This window comes from Microbulbifer sp. Q7 (assembly GCF_001639145.1).
Classification (GTDB): Bacteria; Pseudomonadota; Gammaproteobacteria; order Pseudomonadales; family Cellvibrionaceae; genus Microbulbifer.
In genome coordinates, this window is the sequence record NZ_LROY01000002.1 from 2,460,260 (window position 1) to 2,474,557 (window position 14,298).

General features: G+C 53.0%; 15 protein-coding genes. 8 read left to right on the forward strand and 7 right to left on the reverse strand.

Translation table 11 applies throughout. The features are described 5' to 3' along the window. Window positions 1-32: 32 nt before the first annotated feature. From AU182_RS15855 to AU182_RS15875, 5 genes are all read right to left on the reverse strand, one after another. Window positions 33-1,244 (reverse strand): class I SAM-dependent methyltransferase, encoded by a 1,212-nt coding sequence (locus AU182_RS15855; RefSeq protein ID WP_153039258.1) that lies wholly within the window; start codon window positions 1,242-1,244, stop codon window positions 33-35. 91 nt (window positions 1,245-1,335) lie between these two features. Beyond that, the gene (locus AU182_RS15860) at window positions 1,336-1,941 is read right to left on the reverse strand and encodes a polymer-forming cytoskeletal protein (protein ID WP_066967379.1); all 606 of its coding nucleotides are present in this window, start codon (window positions 1,939-1,941) and stop codon (window positions 1,336-1,338) included. A gap of 198 nt (window positions 1,942-2,139) precedes the next feature. Further along, complete coding sequence (locus AU182_RS15865) at window positions 2,140-3,519, reverse strand: sodium:alanine symporter family protein (RefSeq protein ID WP_066967382.1); 1,380 nt, start codon at window positions 3,517-3,519, stop codon at window positions 2,140-2,142. 66 nt (window positions 3,520-3,585) lie between these two features. Beyond that, window positions 3,586-5,502 carry a S9 family peptidase gene (locus AU182_RS15870; RefSeq protein ID WP_066968288.1) on the reverse strand — a complete coding sequence of 639 codons (1,917 nt, stop codon included), beginning with the start codon at window positions 5,500-5,502 and terminating at the stop codon, window positions 3,586-3,588. A 270-nt stretch (window positions 5,503-5,772) separates the two neighbouring features. Continuing rightward, window positions 5,773-7,350: an MFS transporter gene (locus tag AU182_RS15875; protein WP_066967386.1), complete on the reverse strand. Its 1,578-nt coding sequence runs from the start codon at window positions 7,348-7,350 to the stop codon at window positions 5,773-5,775. A 328-nt stretch (window positions 7,351-7,678) separates the two neighbouring features. Between AU182_RS15875 and AU182_RS15880 the strand changes: the two genes are divergently transcribed. The 5 genes from AU182_RS15880 to AU182_RS15900 all read left to right on the forward strand — a co-directional run bounded on the left by AU182_RS15880 (window position 7,679) and on the right by AU182_RS15900 (window position 11,969). Further along, complete coding sequence (locus AU182_RS15880; RefSeq protein ID WP_066967389.1) at window positions 7,679-8,029, forward strand: helix-turn-helix transcriptional regulator; 351 nt, start codon at window positions 7,679-7,681, stop codon at window positions 8,027-8,029. Next, window positions 8,029-9,351: a type II toxin-antitoxin system HipA family toxin gene (locus AU182_RS15885; protein WP_227718301.1), complete on the forward strand. Its 1,323-nt coding sequence runs from the start codon at window positions 8,029-8,031 to the stop codon at window positions 9,349-9,351. The genes AU182_RS15880 and AU182_RS15885 overlap by 1 nt, the downstream gene beginning before the upstream one ends. Window positions 9,352-9,569: 218 nt before the next feature. Beyond that, entirely contained in the window at window positions 9,570-10,616 is a 1,047-nt protein-coding gene (locus AU182_RS15890; protein WP_066967395.1) for an acyltransferase family protein, read from the forward strand. A gap of 35 nt (window positions 10,617-10,651) precedes the next feature. After that, window positions 10,652-11,545: a sulfotransferase domain-containing protein gene (locus AU182_RS15895; protein WP_066967398.1), complete on the forward strand. Its 894-nt coding sequence runs from the start codon at window positions 10,652-10,654 to the stop codon at window positions 11,543-11,545. Between the two features lie 64 nt (window positions 11,546-11,609). Next, a complete protein-coding gene (locus AU182_RS15900) occupies window positions 11,610-11,969 on the forward strand; it encodes a hypothetical protein (protein ID WP_153039259.1) in 360 nt (119 codons plus the stop codon). 35 nt (window positions 11,970-12,004) lie between these two features. On the opposite strand, the gene AU182_RS15905 is transcribed toward AU182_RS15900, so the two are convergent. Together AU182_RS15905 and AU182_RS15910 are read right to left on the reverse strand one after the other, a co-directional pair. Then, entirely contained in the window at window positions 12,005-12,322 is a 318-nt protein-coding gene (locus AU182_RS15905; protein ID WP_043320702.1) for a CcdB family protein, read from the reverse strand. Further along, window positions 12,322-12,567, reverse strand: coding sequence for a type II toxin-antitoxin system CcdA family antitoxin (locus AU182_RS15910; RefSeq protein WP_066968291.1), 246 nt, complete (start codon window positions 12,565-12,567; stop codon window positions 12,322-12,324). Before AU182_RS15910 ends, AU182_RS15905 begins: the two co-directional genes overlap by 1 nt. Before the next feature lie 128 nt (window positions 12,568-12,695). Between AU182_RS15910 and AU182_RS15915 the strand changes: the two genes are divergently transcribed. The 3 genes from AU182_RS15915 (at window position 12,696) to AU182_RS16695 (ending at window position 14,250) form a co-directional block, all read left to right on the forward strand. Further along, window positions 12,696-13,157, forward strand: a complete 462-nt coding sequence (locus AU182_RS15915; protein ID WP_153039260.1) for an isoprenylcysteine carboxylmethyltransferase family protein — start codon at window positions 12,696-12,698, stop codon at window positions 13,155-13,157. A gap of 161 nt (window positions 13,158-13,318) precedes the next feature. Next, window positions 13,319-13,831 (forward strand): GNAT family N-acetyltransferase, encoded by a 513-nt coding sequence (locus AU182_RS15920; protein WP_082859477.1) that lies wholly within the window; start codon window positions 13,319-13,321, stop codon window positions 13,829-13,831. 275 nt (window positions 13,832-14,106) lie between these two features. Next, window positions 14,107-14,250: a hypothetical protein gene (locus AU182_RS16695; protein WP_193754362.1), complete on the forward strand. Its 144-nt coding sequence runs from the start codon at window positions 14,107-14,109 to the stop codon at window positions 14,248-14,250. The last annotated feature ends 48 nt before the right edge of the window (window positions 14,251-14,298 follow it).

Below are 14,298 nucleotides of genomic sequence, written 5' to 3' on the forward strand. Positions count from 1 at the left end.
TAATTTTTCATTATTCAGTTCAGGGGTTCCGGCTAGCCTTTCAGCTGCAGTACAAATTCCTGCACGGCATCACCGCTCGGCAACCGCGCCAGATGGTGGCTGAACAAACGATAACCGGGCAGCAGCCGCATCAGATCGGCCGTATTGCCGAGGCTGCGAGCCGTGCGGCTTTCGGAAACCCCGGTCACCGCAACCCGCTCATCTTCCAGCACCTCGAACATGGCCGGACGCTCCGGGTGCTGACTGGATTTATACACCAAGAAGTGCAGCTGCCCGCCGGGTGTCATGCGCCCCGCCAGCAGCTCCCCCAGGGCCTCGATCTGTCCCGGGCTGCAGAAATTCAGCAGGTCCCACAGGAACACGCCATCCAGTTTGGTGCCGGGATCAAAACTGAACATGGAGGCACTGAAGTCAGTACTTTCCCCGTGCATTTTCCGACGCCAGGCCAGGGACGCATGCAGGTCTTCCACATAGAGTGAACCCACCTTCTTCTTCAACGCATCGATATTGCGGCCGTTTTTACGCCCGCAATCCAGTACGGTCGCGTTGGCCGGCAGGGCCTCCAAGGCCTTGCTCACACCGGCAAATAGCACGCGCTCATCGTCGCGCACCTGGCGAAAGTAGGCGCTCACATCCGAAGCGCCGCCACTGCGCACCTGATTGCGCGAGGTGGTGCTGTCGTATTCGAGGAAATGTTCCGTGACATTCTGATCCATTCCCTCCCGCTTCATCAGGGAGTTGAACAGGCTGAAGCGGTCCATGCATTTCAGCAGCGTGACCGTGGAATGCCCCTTGGAAGCCACTTCGGGATAACTGGGGTCGTCCACATACTCGAAACAGAAATTATCCAGCAGCCGGAAGCGCCGCGGCTTATGCGGTTGATTGCGCCCGGTGTAACGCATGGTGTGCAAGATGGTGCCCTGCTTGAGATGCGGCTGCAGCAGGCGGATCAGGTGCTGGATGACATCCAGCTCGAGGAAATTCAGCAGATCCCAGCACAGGATGACATCAAACTTCAGGTTAGCGGGCTTTGGCAGCAGGTGTTCTTCCAGCGCGGCCAGCGGATCATCGCGGTGCTGGTTATCTGCCAGGTATTCCACCAAGTCTTCAATATGACACTGGCAGTTGAGGCCGAGAAAGGCTTGCGTGGTGCCGGAGGAGAGTGGCCCAAGGTCGAGGATTCTGTCCCCACTTTTGACCATCTCGGTCGTTAACGCAGCGAGGCCAAAAGATCGGTGTTGCATTATTTATCGCAGGATTTCGGGGCGTGAGCCAGGGATTGTAAACGGAAGCAGAAGGCAGCGCCGCACGGGGGATGCGGCGCTCCTGCAGGAATCAGCTGTCAGCCAGCTCCGTTTCCTTGGCCGAATCCTTGGCAGTGTCTTTCGGGGCAAAAGACTTTTTCGCGGCGGGTCGGCTCGGCGCTTCGTCTTTTGGCGGCAGATTCGGGTGAACCAGCTTGTCTTTGAACTCGGAATGACGGGCTTTCATCTCGTCATCGGTATCGACCATATCCATGGAGCCGCGGAACTTACCGCCGTCGTCCAGCTGGATGCGCGGGGCGATCAGGTTGCCCTTCACAACCGCGGTATTGCGGATTTCGATCAGCTCGTCTGCCAGCGCATCACCCGTCAGGGTACCGTTGATCACGATATTCTGCGCATGGATGTTCGCATTGATCTCACCTTCGCGACCGATGGACAGGTCGTGGCCTTCCATAATGACGGTGCCTTCGATGGTGCCTTCGATATGCAGGTCTTCGGTGCCGATCAGTTCGCCGCGGAACTTGATGTTCTTACCGATTACAGAGCGATCCTTCGCCATGGATGCATCGAGCTTGTCCGCAAACGGGCGCTCGGTTGCACCACTATCGTTCATTCCGGAGAGAAAAGAGTTGGAATCCAGACTTGCGTCCGGTTTAGGGTCGAGGGGATTCGCCATTGTTCAACCTAATGTAACCGTAGAGAGCTATTGTTTTCGTGAAACAACGTTTTTAGCGGTTTTCTCTGACAGTTCCCATAGGGAGTGCGACAAAAATCAAATCTTGCACCGACTTTGTGAGGGCCTTCACAATAATTTTTTACGCGCCAAACGAAACCGCCCCTAAAGTCGACCAATAAACACTCAGCCACCTTTCCATTATGCTTCTGGCGTCTTCACAAAGTAGTCGTGGGCGGCGCGGTTTACCCGCCCGGAAAGCAGCAACGTGGACACCATTGTGGGTATCGCCATCACCGCGTACATGCCAATCAGCAGGCTATTGACGATGTTCAGCGATGCCACTGCACCAAATACGATCAGCGAAAGATAGATTACGGTGTAAACCACCTGCAGTCGGTCACCAAACAAGAACACAAAACACTTCATGCCGTAATACCAGAAGGTGACAATGGTACTGAACGCCAGCGGCACCACCATGATCAGCAGTAATACCGGGCCCCAGCCGCCGAAGACATTGCTGAACGCGTTCGCCGTCAGAGACACCCCTTCAATGCCCTCTCCCTGCTGCCAAACGCCGGTTACAAGAATAACCAGTGCGGTACAGGTACAAATGATCAGGGTATCCACAATCGGCCCCACCATCGCCACCACGCCCTCGCGCACCGGCTCTGTGGTTTTGGCGGCACCGTGGGCGAGGGATTCAGTACCGATACCGGCCTCGTTGGAAAAAGCACCCCGGCTAATACCCGTGGCGATCACCGTGCCGAGCGCGCCACCGGCCACTGCCTGGCCGGTAAAGGCATCATTGAAAATCAGCGCAAAGGCACCGGGGATTTCCTGCCAGAAGTAGCCGATCACACCCAGGGTCAGCAGCAAATAGAAAATCACCATCGCCGGCACAATGCGCACCGCAAAGCGGCCAATACGCTGGATGCGCCCGGCAATCACCACCAGTGCCGCCAGTGCCAACACAACCCCCAGGCCAAACTCGAATAACAGCGCGTTCTCCGGGCTCACCCAGCCCAGAGGCTCAGCAAAGGAGACCCGCAGCAGCTGCACGGTCTGATTGGCCTGAAACGATGGCAGCAGCCCACCCAGCCCGGCGATGGCAAACAAATAAGCCAGCGGCAACCAACGTTTGCCCAATCCTTCACGGATTACGTACATGGGGCCGCCCTGAATCTCGCCGCGGCTGTCACGACCGCGGTACATCACCGACAGGGTCGCGGTGTAGAACTTGGTCGCCACACCCACCAGCGCAGTCACCCACATCCAGAAGATGGCCCCGGGGCCACCGGCACTGATCGCAATGGCAACACCGGCGATATTGCCAAGGCCGAGGGTGCCGGAAAGCGCGGTGGAAAGTGCCTGGCGATGGGGTACCTGGCCGGGATCATTGGGATCGTCGTACTTACCGCGCAGCAGATCGATGCTATGCCCAAGGTGCCGATAAGGACGTCCGCGCGAGCTGACCAGCAAAAACAGGCCGCCGCCCACCAGCAACACCAGCAGTGGCGTGCCCCAGGCGTAGGCGACGAAGGTATTGAGGACGGATTCCAGAGAGGTGAGGAAAGACATAATTGGGCGAGCGCTACCGTTAGTGGTTAACCCGCTATCCTCGCCCAATCACTGTGAAATCTCAAATCATGGCTGTAAGTGCTTGTCGACAAAGGCCACTATTTTCTCTGCGGTAAGCACCCGCGCATCGCCGGTTGTCAGGTAATGTGTCTCGTCCTTCAACGCGACAAATTCAACCGGCTTCTTCTCGCGCTTCAGGCGTTTGTACATGTACTTGGACTGTCGCATAGGCACTGTGACATCGTCCTCTCCGTGAATGAGCAGCACCGGCGCCTGGAAATGCTCCGCATGGCGTGCCGGGGATACTGCACGCAACATGTCCTTATCCACTTCGCCGCGCGCCATATTTTGCTCCCAATACGCCACTACCCAGTGATCGCTACCGTGGTCGCGCTTTTCCGCTCGCAGCATCTGCTCCAGATCACTGACGCCATTCACAGAAACGACACAGCGATATTTTTCCGGCGTGAAGGCACCGCCCGCGAGCGCGGCGTAGCCCCCATAGCTCATACCGGCAATACATACCCGCTGCGGGTCAACCAGCCCTTTGCGCACCAGCATGTCGACCGCATCCGTCAGGTCATCCTGCATTTTTGCCCCCCACTCACCGCTGCCGGCGTTGTAGTGGTCGAGCCCGAAACCCGTAGAGCCCCGGAACTGTGGCTGCACCACCAAATAGCCGCGATTCGCCAGCGCCTGCGCCAGCCAATCAAAGCCAACGCGGTCGTAGGATGCCGGGCCGCCGTGGGGCATGACCACCGCAGGCAAGTTCTCCAATGCGTTCACTTTGTTGCGCGGTAAGGTGAGCAATGTCGGGATTACCAGACCGTCGCGGGCCTTGAAATTAATCGTGGCAATGGGATGAACCTGCTCGCCGCTAATGTGCGGGCGGGCAGAGGCCAGCTTTACCGGTGCACCCTCTTCGGCGAACAGGAAATAGTCACCCGCTACCTGAGAGCCTTCGACATAAATCAGCAGATGCTCCCACCCCTGCGTCCAGTCCCGCAGCCACACCGAGTGACCGCCAAAGTACGACTGAATTTTCTCCATACGCGCATCCAGCGCGGGATCAAAGAAGCGGTAACTGGGTGTGAGCCCAGAATAACGCACCCCCCATACCCGGCGGTCGAGGCTGGTGTAGGTGTACTCCACATCCGCATCGTCACGGCCAAAACCCACATCGGTGAATTCTCCGGTAATCAGCGAGAGGGTGTAGAAATTATCGCGGCCGGTTTCTTCGTTGTTGGTAATTGCAACAAGCGACTCCCTGTCCGGCGTCATACCCACAAACGCAATCGCCGGGATCTCGGTTTCGTGGCGATAAATTTCTTCCCACTCCTCGCCGTGCAATGCCAGCATTCGGTGGAGATTCTGCCTGTTGTCGAACAGCTCGTGGGCGATCACCTCTCCCCGATGGTCGACAAAGAAATCCCAGGACGAGGTGCGCCCTTTGAAATGCACCCTTGGGCGCCGTGGGCTATCGAGTTCAACCCGCAGTAACGACTTTCTGGGGCTCTGATCGTTTTTGCTATCCGGTACAAAGGCCGGCATATAGGCGTATTTGTTGTCGGGCGAAAGGCCGACAATACTGCCCAATCCCGTTTGCCCGGGATAGATCACATCGCCCGGCGTCAACAGCTGCCGCACTTCACCACTACCAACGCCGAAGGCATAGGCCGTACTGAGATCCATCTTGCCCCGGAAACCCCACATCTTGCGCACCTGCGAGGCGACCAGGATCAATTCGTCCTCATTGGCAAAGTACATCGACTTCGGTGTAATTTCCGAGAGATTCAATGCATTCAAGCGCTTCTGTTCAGACAGCGACATCACCACTGCCACGTCAACGCCCGCCTCGTTGGTCACCCGATACGCGATGCGGTCACCACTGGGTGAGACCGTCAACATGCTCACTTGCGGCAGAACACCGTAATCTTTTGCGGTCAACGCACCGTCTGCAGCCTGCACGGCGAGTGAAAACATGGCGGCCAGAGCCAATCCATACCAGGAAAAAGCCCGAGTAATTCTGGGTGAGGGAGGAAATCGCATGACGTCGTCCTTGCTTATTATTCTGAAATACGGCGCGCGCGTGTCGCCGCGGCGCCCAAATAATACATTGCCGCGAAAGAAATTCTCGCAATGACTGGCGATATATTCTCCCCGGGCAAAAAAAAGCCCCGACAAGCGGGGCAAAATAAAGGTGACATCAATTAGCAATGTCAAAGAGGAAACACAGAGACCAAAACCACTTCCTCAACTCTCAGCCTGAGCCAGATTCCCATCGGCTTCAGCCGCTTTCGGCTCGCTGACCCACAGGGCACACACTGCCGCCAGCAGCCAGCTGGCGCCGCCGAGCATCAGCGCATAAATTGCTTCGTTATCGAAGAAGGTGCGCAGCACAAAGCCCAGCACGCTGGCGGCAAGCAATTGAGGGATCACGATAAAGCCATTAAAGATGCCCATCATCACGCCCATTTTGCGCTGCGGCACATGAGTGGACAGCATGGCGTAAGGCAGTGACAGGATGGACGCCCAGGCGAAGCCCACGCCCAGCATGGGCAACAGCAACCACTGGGGATCGCGAATAAACAGGAACGACAACAGCCCCAGGCCACCCAGTGCCAGGTTCAGGCTGTGCGACAGGCGCATGCCGAAGTGGCGGGCCATCAGCGGAATCAGCAGTGCCGCCAGCGCCGCAAAGCCGTTGTAGGTGGCAAACAGAATACCTACCCAGTCAGCGCCATCGTTGTACGCCTGCGAAGTCACTTCACTGGTGCCGAAGTGGAAACTGGTCACAGCCGCGGTGGTGTAAATCCACATGGCAAACAGCGCGAACCAGGAGAAAAACTGAACCCAGGCCAGCCGCTTCATGGCATCCGGCATGGAATAGAGGTTGGAGACGATGCTCTCCAGCATTCCCTCTTTTGCATCGGCAGCGCGCCCGCGCCGTAGCACCAGCGCCAGCAACTGCAGCCCACCGAGGCCGGCGATCAGGCCCGCAAGAATGTACAGCTGCTGATCCAGCCCCTGCTGCCACACGAAGGCACCAAAGGCCACGCCCACCAGCAGCATGGCACCGCCGATCTTGCGGTAGCCCGCGCTGTGGTCCGCAGCCGGCTCACCCGCCTGCTCTGCCAGCTCCGGGGATTCCGCCGCTTCAAACGCGGCCTGCTCTTCAGGGCTGTATTCGCGGGTGCGGAACACACTCCACAACACCGCCAACAGGAAACCGATACCGCCAACATAGAAGGAGATGCGCACGGAATCCGGCACCACACCCTCCGGCGCGGTATTGGCAACATCAAACCAGTTCGCCAACATCCACGGCAGCGCCGAGGCCACCACCGAGCTCACGCCAATGAAAAAGCTCTGCAGTGCGTAACCAAACGAGCGCTGTTTCTGGGGCAGCATATCGCCTACCAGCGCGCGGAAGGGCTCCATGGAAACATTGATGGAAGCATCCATCACCCACAGCATGCCCGCGGCAATCCACAGAGTGGGAGAGTGGGGCATAAACAGAATGGCGATAGAAGACAGAATTGCACCGGCCAGCAGGAACGGGCGGCGACGGCCGAAGCCCGTCCAGGTGCGGTCACTGAAGTAGCCGATCAGCGGCTGAACCAACAGGCCCGTCAGCGGCGCCGCTACCCACAGCACCGGAATATCGTCGATCTCCGCCCCGAGGGTCTGGAAGATACGGCTGACGTTGGCGTTTTGCAGGGCAAAGCCGAACTGGATACCGAGAAACCCGAAACACATGTTCCAGATTTGCCAGAAACTCAGCTGGGGCTTGGCGCCGGCAACTGCCGCTGTAGTTGAAGTTTGAGACATTGGGTTCACCGCTGACTGACTTATGGTTATGCAGCGATTGTGTCAGCAGCGGCAAGCGGAGCCATCCTCCCCGGCGGGGGCGGAGAGCTGGAGCAAACCGCCAGCTCGGCGGAACGGCGCGTCAAAGCGGTCGAGCCACACCTAGAAAGTCAATGACCGAGCAGTCTCTTTTAGAGGTGCAGTAATCATAAAGTCCATATAATTGGACTTTAACTGTCTTAAATAGACTTATATCCTATTTTGAGCACTTTAAATACACCCTTAACAAAGTCCAAAAACTGACACATAATTGTTAAAGAGCGGCCCAATATCCGCCAAAAAGGACTTTATGGATTACACCAGCAAATCTCCCGCAGCCATCGCCGAAGTGCTGGGGCAACGGCTCAAGCAGGCTCGCCTGAACCGGGACCTCACCCAGCTGGAAGTTGCGGAGCGCGCCGGCGTCAGCCGCAAGGCGGTGCTCAACGCTGAAAAGGGCAAGACGCAGCTGGAAGTTCTGGTGGCTATACTCCAGGCCCTCGACCTCACCACCCAGCTCGATAAATTCCTTCCACCGCAACCGCCCTCCCCCATCCAGCTTGCCAAACTGCAGGGCAAGCGCCGCCAGCGCGCCTCCGGGCAACGGGGCAAACACGGTGGTGAAGAGGAAGAAAACACACAGGAGGAGCCGGAATGGTAATGGAAGCCATCCGTGTGGACTTCGCCAGCGAAGACGGCAAGACCCTCACCGCCGGCGCCGTCAGCTTCGACACCGACACCGGGGTCGGCGCCTTCGAATACGATCCGGCCTTCATCGACACCGGCATCGAACTCTCCCCGCTCAAGATGCCCCTGGCACCGCGCATCTATAGCTTCCCGGTATTGCGCTTCGATACCTTCCGCGGCCTGCCCGGGCTGATTGCCGACTCCCTGCCCGATGACTTCGGCAATGCCGTACTCAATGCCTGGATGGCCGCCCAGGGCAAACACCCGCAAGACATCACACCGCTGCAACGACTGCAATACACCGGCAAACGGGGCATGGGCGCTCTCGAATACGCCCCCGCCACCCGCATCAAAAAACTCAACGCCACCCAGGACATCGCCATTGACGAGTTGGTGGGTATCGCCCAGGAAGTGCTCGACAGCCGCGCCGACTTTCACATCGAGCTCGGCAAAGATGACGCAAACCGTGAAGCCATGGTCGCCCTGCTCTCCGTGGGCATGAGCGCCGGCGGCGCCCGCCCCAAAGCCGTGCTGGCCTTCAACAAAGACTTCACCCACGTACGCTCCGGGCAGGCTGACGCACCGGAAGGCTTCACCCACTACCTGATGAAATTCGACGGCGTCAGCGAGCACAACAAAAACCAGGAAACCTTCGGCGACCCGCTTGGCTTCGGTGCCATGGAATACGTCTACCACGAAATGGCCACCAACTGCGGTATCCACATGATGCCCTGCCACCTGCTCACTGAAGGTAACCGCCGGCACTTTATTACCGAGCGCTTCGACCGCCGCGGCAACCACAAACGGCACATCCAGACCCTCAACGGCCTGGCCCATGTGGACTACAAGGCCCCCGGCTCCTTCTCCTACGGCGAACTCTTCGCCGTCGCGCGGCAACTGAAACTCAGCGCCAAAGACGCCGAACAGCTACTACTGCGCATGGTGTTCAACATCGTCGCCCGCAACCACGACGACCACGCCAAGAACTTCGCCTTTCAGCTCAAGCAAAAAACCTGGCAACTGGCCCCCGCCTACGACCTCGCGTACAGCTACAAGCCCGGCAGCCGCTGGATCAACAGCCACTGGATGAGCCTGAACGGCAAGCGCGAAGACTTCACCCGCGCGGACCTCTACAGCCTGGAGAAAATCAGCCCGCTGTTCTCCCGCAGAAAGATCGACGGCATTGTGGACGAGGTGGTGACCGAGGTTTCACGCTGGAGAGAACTGGCCAAGACCCATGAAGTACCCGGCCCCCTCATCGACGAGATTGCCATGAATCTTCGGTTGAATATCTAGGGGAAAAGGCGAACGCGACATGAAGAAAAAGCGGCCAACCCGAAAGCGGTCGATCGATTCTCAGGCATCGACGTCAAACCAGATGCCCAGATATAGCCATATTGCCCATGCCTACATTTGGACATAATGGCTACACATGGATATAAATGCCCAGATATAGACATAATGTCTATATCTGGGGGCTTTTGAATAAAACTGTTAGCCACTTAAGGTAATTTATGCGCGATGTAGTGTTAGATAATTTCAAATTTATTTTGATATCGCTAGTAATAGTTGGGCACGTTATCGAGCCTGTTATTGGACGGTTTGACTGGGCAAAATCCGTTTACATATTTATATACATATTTCACATGCCCATGTTCGCTTATGTTTCCGGGGTGGTATCTTCAAGGGAGATTAACAATGCAGTAGTGAAAAATATTGTAAGTAAATTGATTATTCCATATGTATTGTTAGAATTAACTTATTCAATGTTTGACTATTTCTTGTTCTCAAGAAATAGCTTGAATGTTACGCCGCTGGTTCCGTACTGGATTCTGTGGTATTTATTTAGCTTGGTTTTGTGGCGACTATTGTTGCCAATTTTTAACCAATTTAGATTCCCTGTTGTGCTTGCAATACTCGCAGGCCTTGCATGTGGAGTTAATGAATATAATTACAATCTTTCCTTCTCAAGGACTTTTGTGTTTTTCCCATTTTTCCTAATTGGCAATTATTATCATTCCACAATTATTAGAACATTGCGGAGCTATGATAAAAGCAAACTAATTGGTTCTGTTGTTTTATTAGGTATCTTTCTTTTAATTTTAGCTGTTCCTGAAAGTAATGATATTAAACTTGGTTGGCTATATGGAAGCAGGTCCTACTCTAGCTTGGGTGTAGATTGGGTAATGGGATTTTTCTATAGGTCTTCAATATATGCTGCCGCCATTTTACTTGGCATTGCATTATTATCGGTAACTAAAAATAATCGTAGCATTGGTACAAAGTATGGTGAAGATTCTTTGTATATATATGTGTTACATGGTTTCGTGATGAAAGGTTTGATAGCAGTTGGGTTTTACAAGTATTTTGATGAGGACTATGAAATCGTTATTTTAATGGCGGCGTCATTAGTGCTTCTACCAATATTGAGTTCACGTTTTTCGAAAATCATTGGTAAACACATGATGAATCCCCTAGGCGGATTATCGAATGGGGGCTTTGCTAATTTAGTATTGGCTAACAAAACCATGCAGTCGGACGCTCGTTCCTCGCGCCGCTGATGGTGGCGTTATGCTCAGTAAGCACGGAGAAAAATATGTCAGCCAGAAGAAGGTATTTACACCCCTTCTTAGATAGTGACAGATGGAAAAAATTCGAACCGAGAAGTGGGGATATTGTAATTGCCACTCCTTTTAAATCTGGCACTACGTGGATGCAAATGATTGTTTTAGGACTTTTGCATGGAATCAAAAATCCACCGTTGTTGAGAGAGGTGGGGCACTGGATAGATTTTAGGTCGGCACCTGAGGAGGAGACACTTGCGCGTCTTGAAGACCAATCTTCACGAAGGTTCGTTAAGACCCATTTGCCCTTCGATGCAATCAAATTTGATAAAGGTATTAAATATATTGTAGTTGATCGTGATCCTAGGGATGTCTTTATGTCTCTCTGGAATCACTACAAAAATATGGATGTTGATTTGGTTAATAGTGACCTTCCGCCAGATGTCCATCCTATACCACCGTGTCCTGATAGCATCCATGAATTCTGGAAGTCATGGCTAACAAAAGGGTATTTTGAATGGGAGAGCGAGGGGTATCCTTTCTGGTCAAACTTGAGGCATGTGCAATCATGGTTTGATGTGAAAGATTTAGATAATGTGTTACACGTGCATTACAACAATTTATTGCTTGATTGTGATTCAGAAATTAAGCGGGTCGCTAAATTTATTGAAGTCGAGATTTCTGATGAGGAAGCGAAGTCTCTGGCCAATTACACTTCCTTTGAATCTACAAAGAAAAATCTCAATAAATTATTTCCTGGGGGCTATCGCCTGTTTAAAAATGGCCCAGATACCTTTTTTCATAAGGGAAAGAACGGTCGATGGAAAAGTGTATTAACTAAGGAAGATGAAAAGCTGCTGTCTGAGGCTGCCGAAACCATGCTTAGTAAAGCTTGCTTCAAGTGGCTGACCTTCGGAACCTTGTAGCGGAGCATAACAATCAGCGGCAGAGCGACAGCCAGCGCTGGGCGTTAGGCTCAAGTGAAAATCGATGAAAGTACCAAGAAAAAATAAGCATTGGTTAGAAGAAATGACCGTTGCCATGGAAAATAATAGCTATGGCAGCGTGGTAGAAGAATACTCTACAGACACCTCTGAGGTGCTTAAGCTCGCAATTTGTGCAACAAAAGATGCGGCAAAAAATCGAGGTATATCAAAAGCGTCGATTATAGAAAATGTCATTTCAGAGATAGAAGAAATCGTCAGAGATGAAATGAGTCGAGATCTGGAGCCGGAAGGGGTTTCTTTAGAGATTCAGTATTTTCTTTCCTACTTAGACGCAAATGTACTTTTCGGTGTAATCTCAGAACGTAAGGCTGAGGAAATCATGAACTACTATACGGAGTCTTGAGGGCCACCAGTCTAACAATTCGCTGCAAAGGGGCGTTAAATGCCGGTAATCAAAAAATCTATCGCGTTTATAATTTCATCACGGAAAGTTTCTAGGTTTTCGACGGGGCGCTTCAATATTGATGTCGGCGCACTGGTTAGCTGGTGGGTAAGTAGCGCGTACTCATTGCTGTCAATTTGAAAAATTGGGCATAAACGTTCAGGTGCCTCTCGCTCAAGATTCTGTGCGGGAATTACCGGAATAACGATTCTGGAGTTCAACACAGAAATGAGGTCAGTCTGAACATCCAAAAAGTATGGATAGGCCTTTCTGGTGGTTTTATCCGTGTTTTCGTAGAGGGTAAACTGGCTCACTAGAAACCCCTAAACGCGTCTGAGAAAAGGCCGTTTTTTTCCACGAACTCATTGCATGCCTCAAGGCCCTTTTGATTGGCTTTTAGCCATTCTTCAGCCTGTCGCTTGCTGACTTCGGCAGCCAATGCCTTTTCAAGCGTCGCGGAAAGGTTAATGTTTAGCTGTTTAGCCTTAGTGAGTAAGTCTTTGTTTAGACTAAGGTTTGTTGGTTTCTTGGCCGCTGAATGGTCATAAATTGACTTCATGGTCACAGTCCTCACGTGAATCATGTGCATAGTATATGCGCATAGACCTTGCGTAGCAAATGCATTTAACAAGGCGCTGCAGCCGACGGTGATCTTCCCTTGCTTTAACAGACACCAAAGGAGTTGCAGTGGAGAGATTGGAGCTGAAAATCCCACCTATTGTTCAAGTACTTTTCTTTGCAGGCTTCATGTGGGTATTGGCAGGGCTATTACCAATACTGAGCATTACGTTCGCCGCTTCCTCGCTCGCGGCCATAGTCTTTGCGTCAGCGGGTCTGATTTTCATCTTACTTGGCGTTTTAGCGTTTCGGTCTGCGGGGACTACCGTCGATCCCAGAGTACCAGATCAATCAACTTGCCTCGTCACTAGTGGAGTCTATCGAATAAGCCGAAACCCAATGTACGCTGGTTTTCTGCTCATGCTGGTCGGCTGGGCCGTTTTTCTCAGTAATATCGCAAGCATTCTGCTGCTCCCGCTGTTCGTGATGTATATGAACCCCTTCCAAATCACTCCGGAGGAGCAGTGTATGCGTGAAAAGTTTGGCGGTGAATACCGTGAATACGAATCAGCGGTTCTGCGTTGGATTTGATGCTATACAAGCTAGCCTTAATTGCTGAATGTAAAAAAAATATTGCACTGTTGACCCAAAACATAGTCATCAATGGCGTTCGTCGCGCAGGGCATGGCCTGGACGGTTCACCTTGCGCCCCAACCGTCTCCAACCCGAGCTTTTAGGAAAAAATTCGTAATATGGAAATAGTTAAGCTGTCTGAAATTTCTGATGTCGAAGTTTCTGAATTAGGCGCTGGACTTGTGGCCACCGTTGCGAACGGTGCATCGGTTGGATTTCTTTCAGATTTTACTACCTCGGATGCTGAATCGTACTGGCGCTCAGTTCGTGTCAGCCTCAATGACTACCTGCATCTTTGGGTAGTAAAAGCAGAGGGAAAAATCGTTGGCTCTGTCCAACTTGAAAGACCCACTAAGAAAAATGGATACGTGCGGGGAGAGATACAAAAACTATTTGTAGATCCTGCATTCAGGGGGCAAGGTATCGCCTCAAAACTTGTGGAACAAGCCGAAGACTATGCTTTCTCAATCGGAATACATACACTAGTGCTGGACACTGAATCGGGTAGTGATGCAGAAAAGCTGTATGAAAAGCTCGACTGGGTAAGAGTAGGAGAAATCCCGGGATACGCGCTCTCGCCGAGCGGGGAATTGAAGGGTACCACGTACTTTCACAAGCAACGGCCCTCGTAAAGAGCCGCATACCAAGAGATTTCTTGCAAAAAAACGAGATATTTGAGTGAAAAGCATGCAGTTATCCACAAAAATCTGGCTTCTACATTCCGCACTCGGACTGGCGTCCTCCCTGCTACTGGTATTTCTTTTTGAGTCGTTTCCCTCAGTACGGATACTCTCAAATGAAGCGGTCGTCTTCGGCGTCATGTCGGGGGCAATGGGCATGGCAATTAATCGCGCGATGCGCTCATCATTACCGGCGAAGACTGAGCATTGACATCAAGGAAGAGATCATGAAACAAGCACTAAAGAATTGGTGGGCCACTGCAGAGGCGGCGGAAAAGAATGGCTTGATCGTGCTGGGCGCATTTCTTGCCGGGGTATTTCTTTTAACATTCGGCATTGAAATAGGTAGGGCCATTGCGCTGCTGATGTAATTTTATCTAGCACCCTGCACGCTGATTGTGCAATGACCTGCCCGAGCG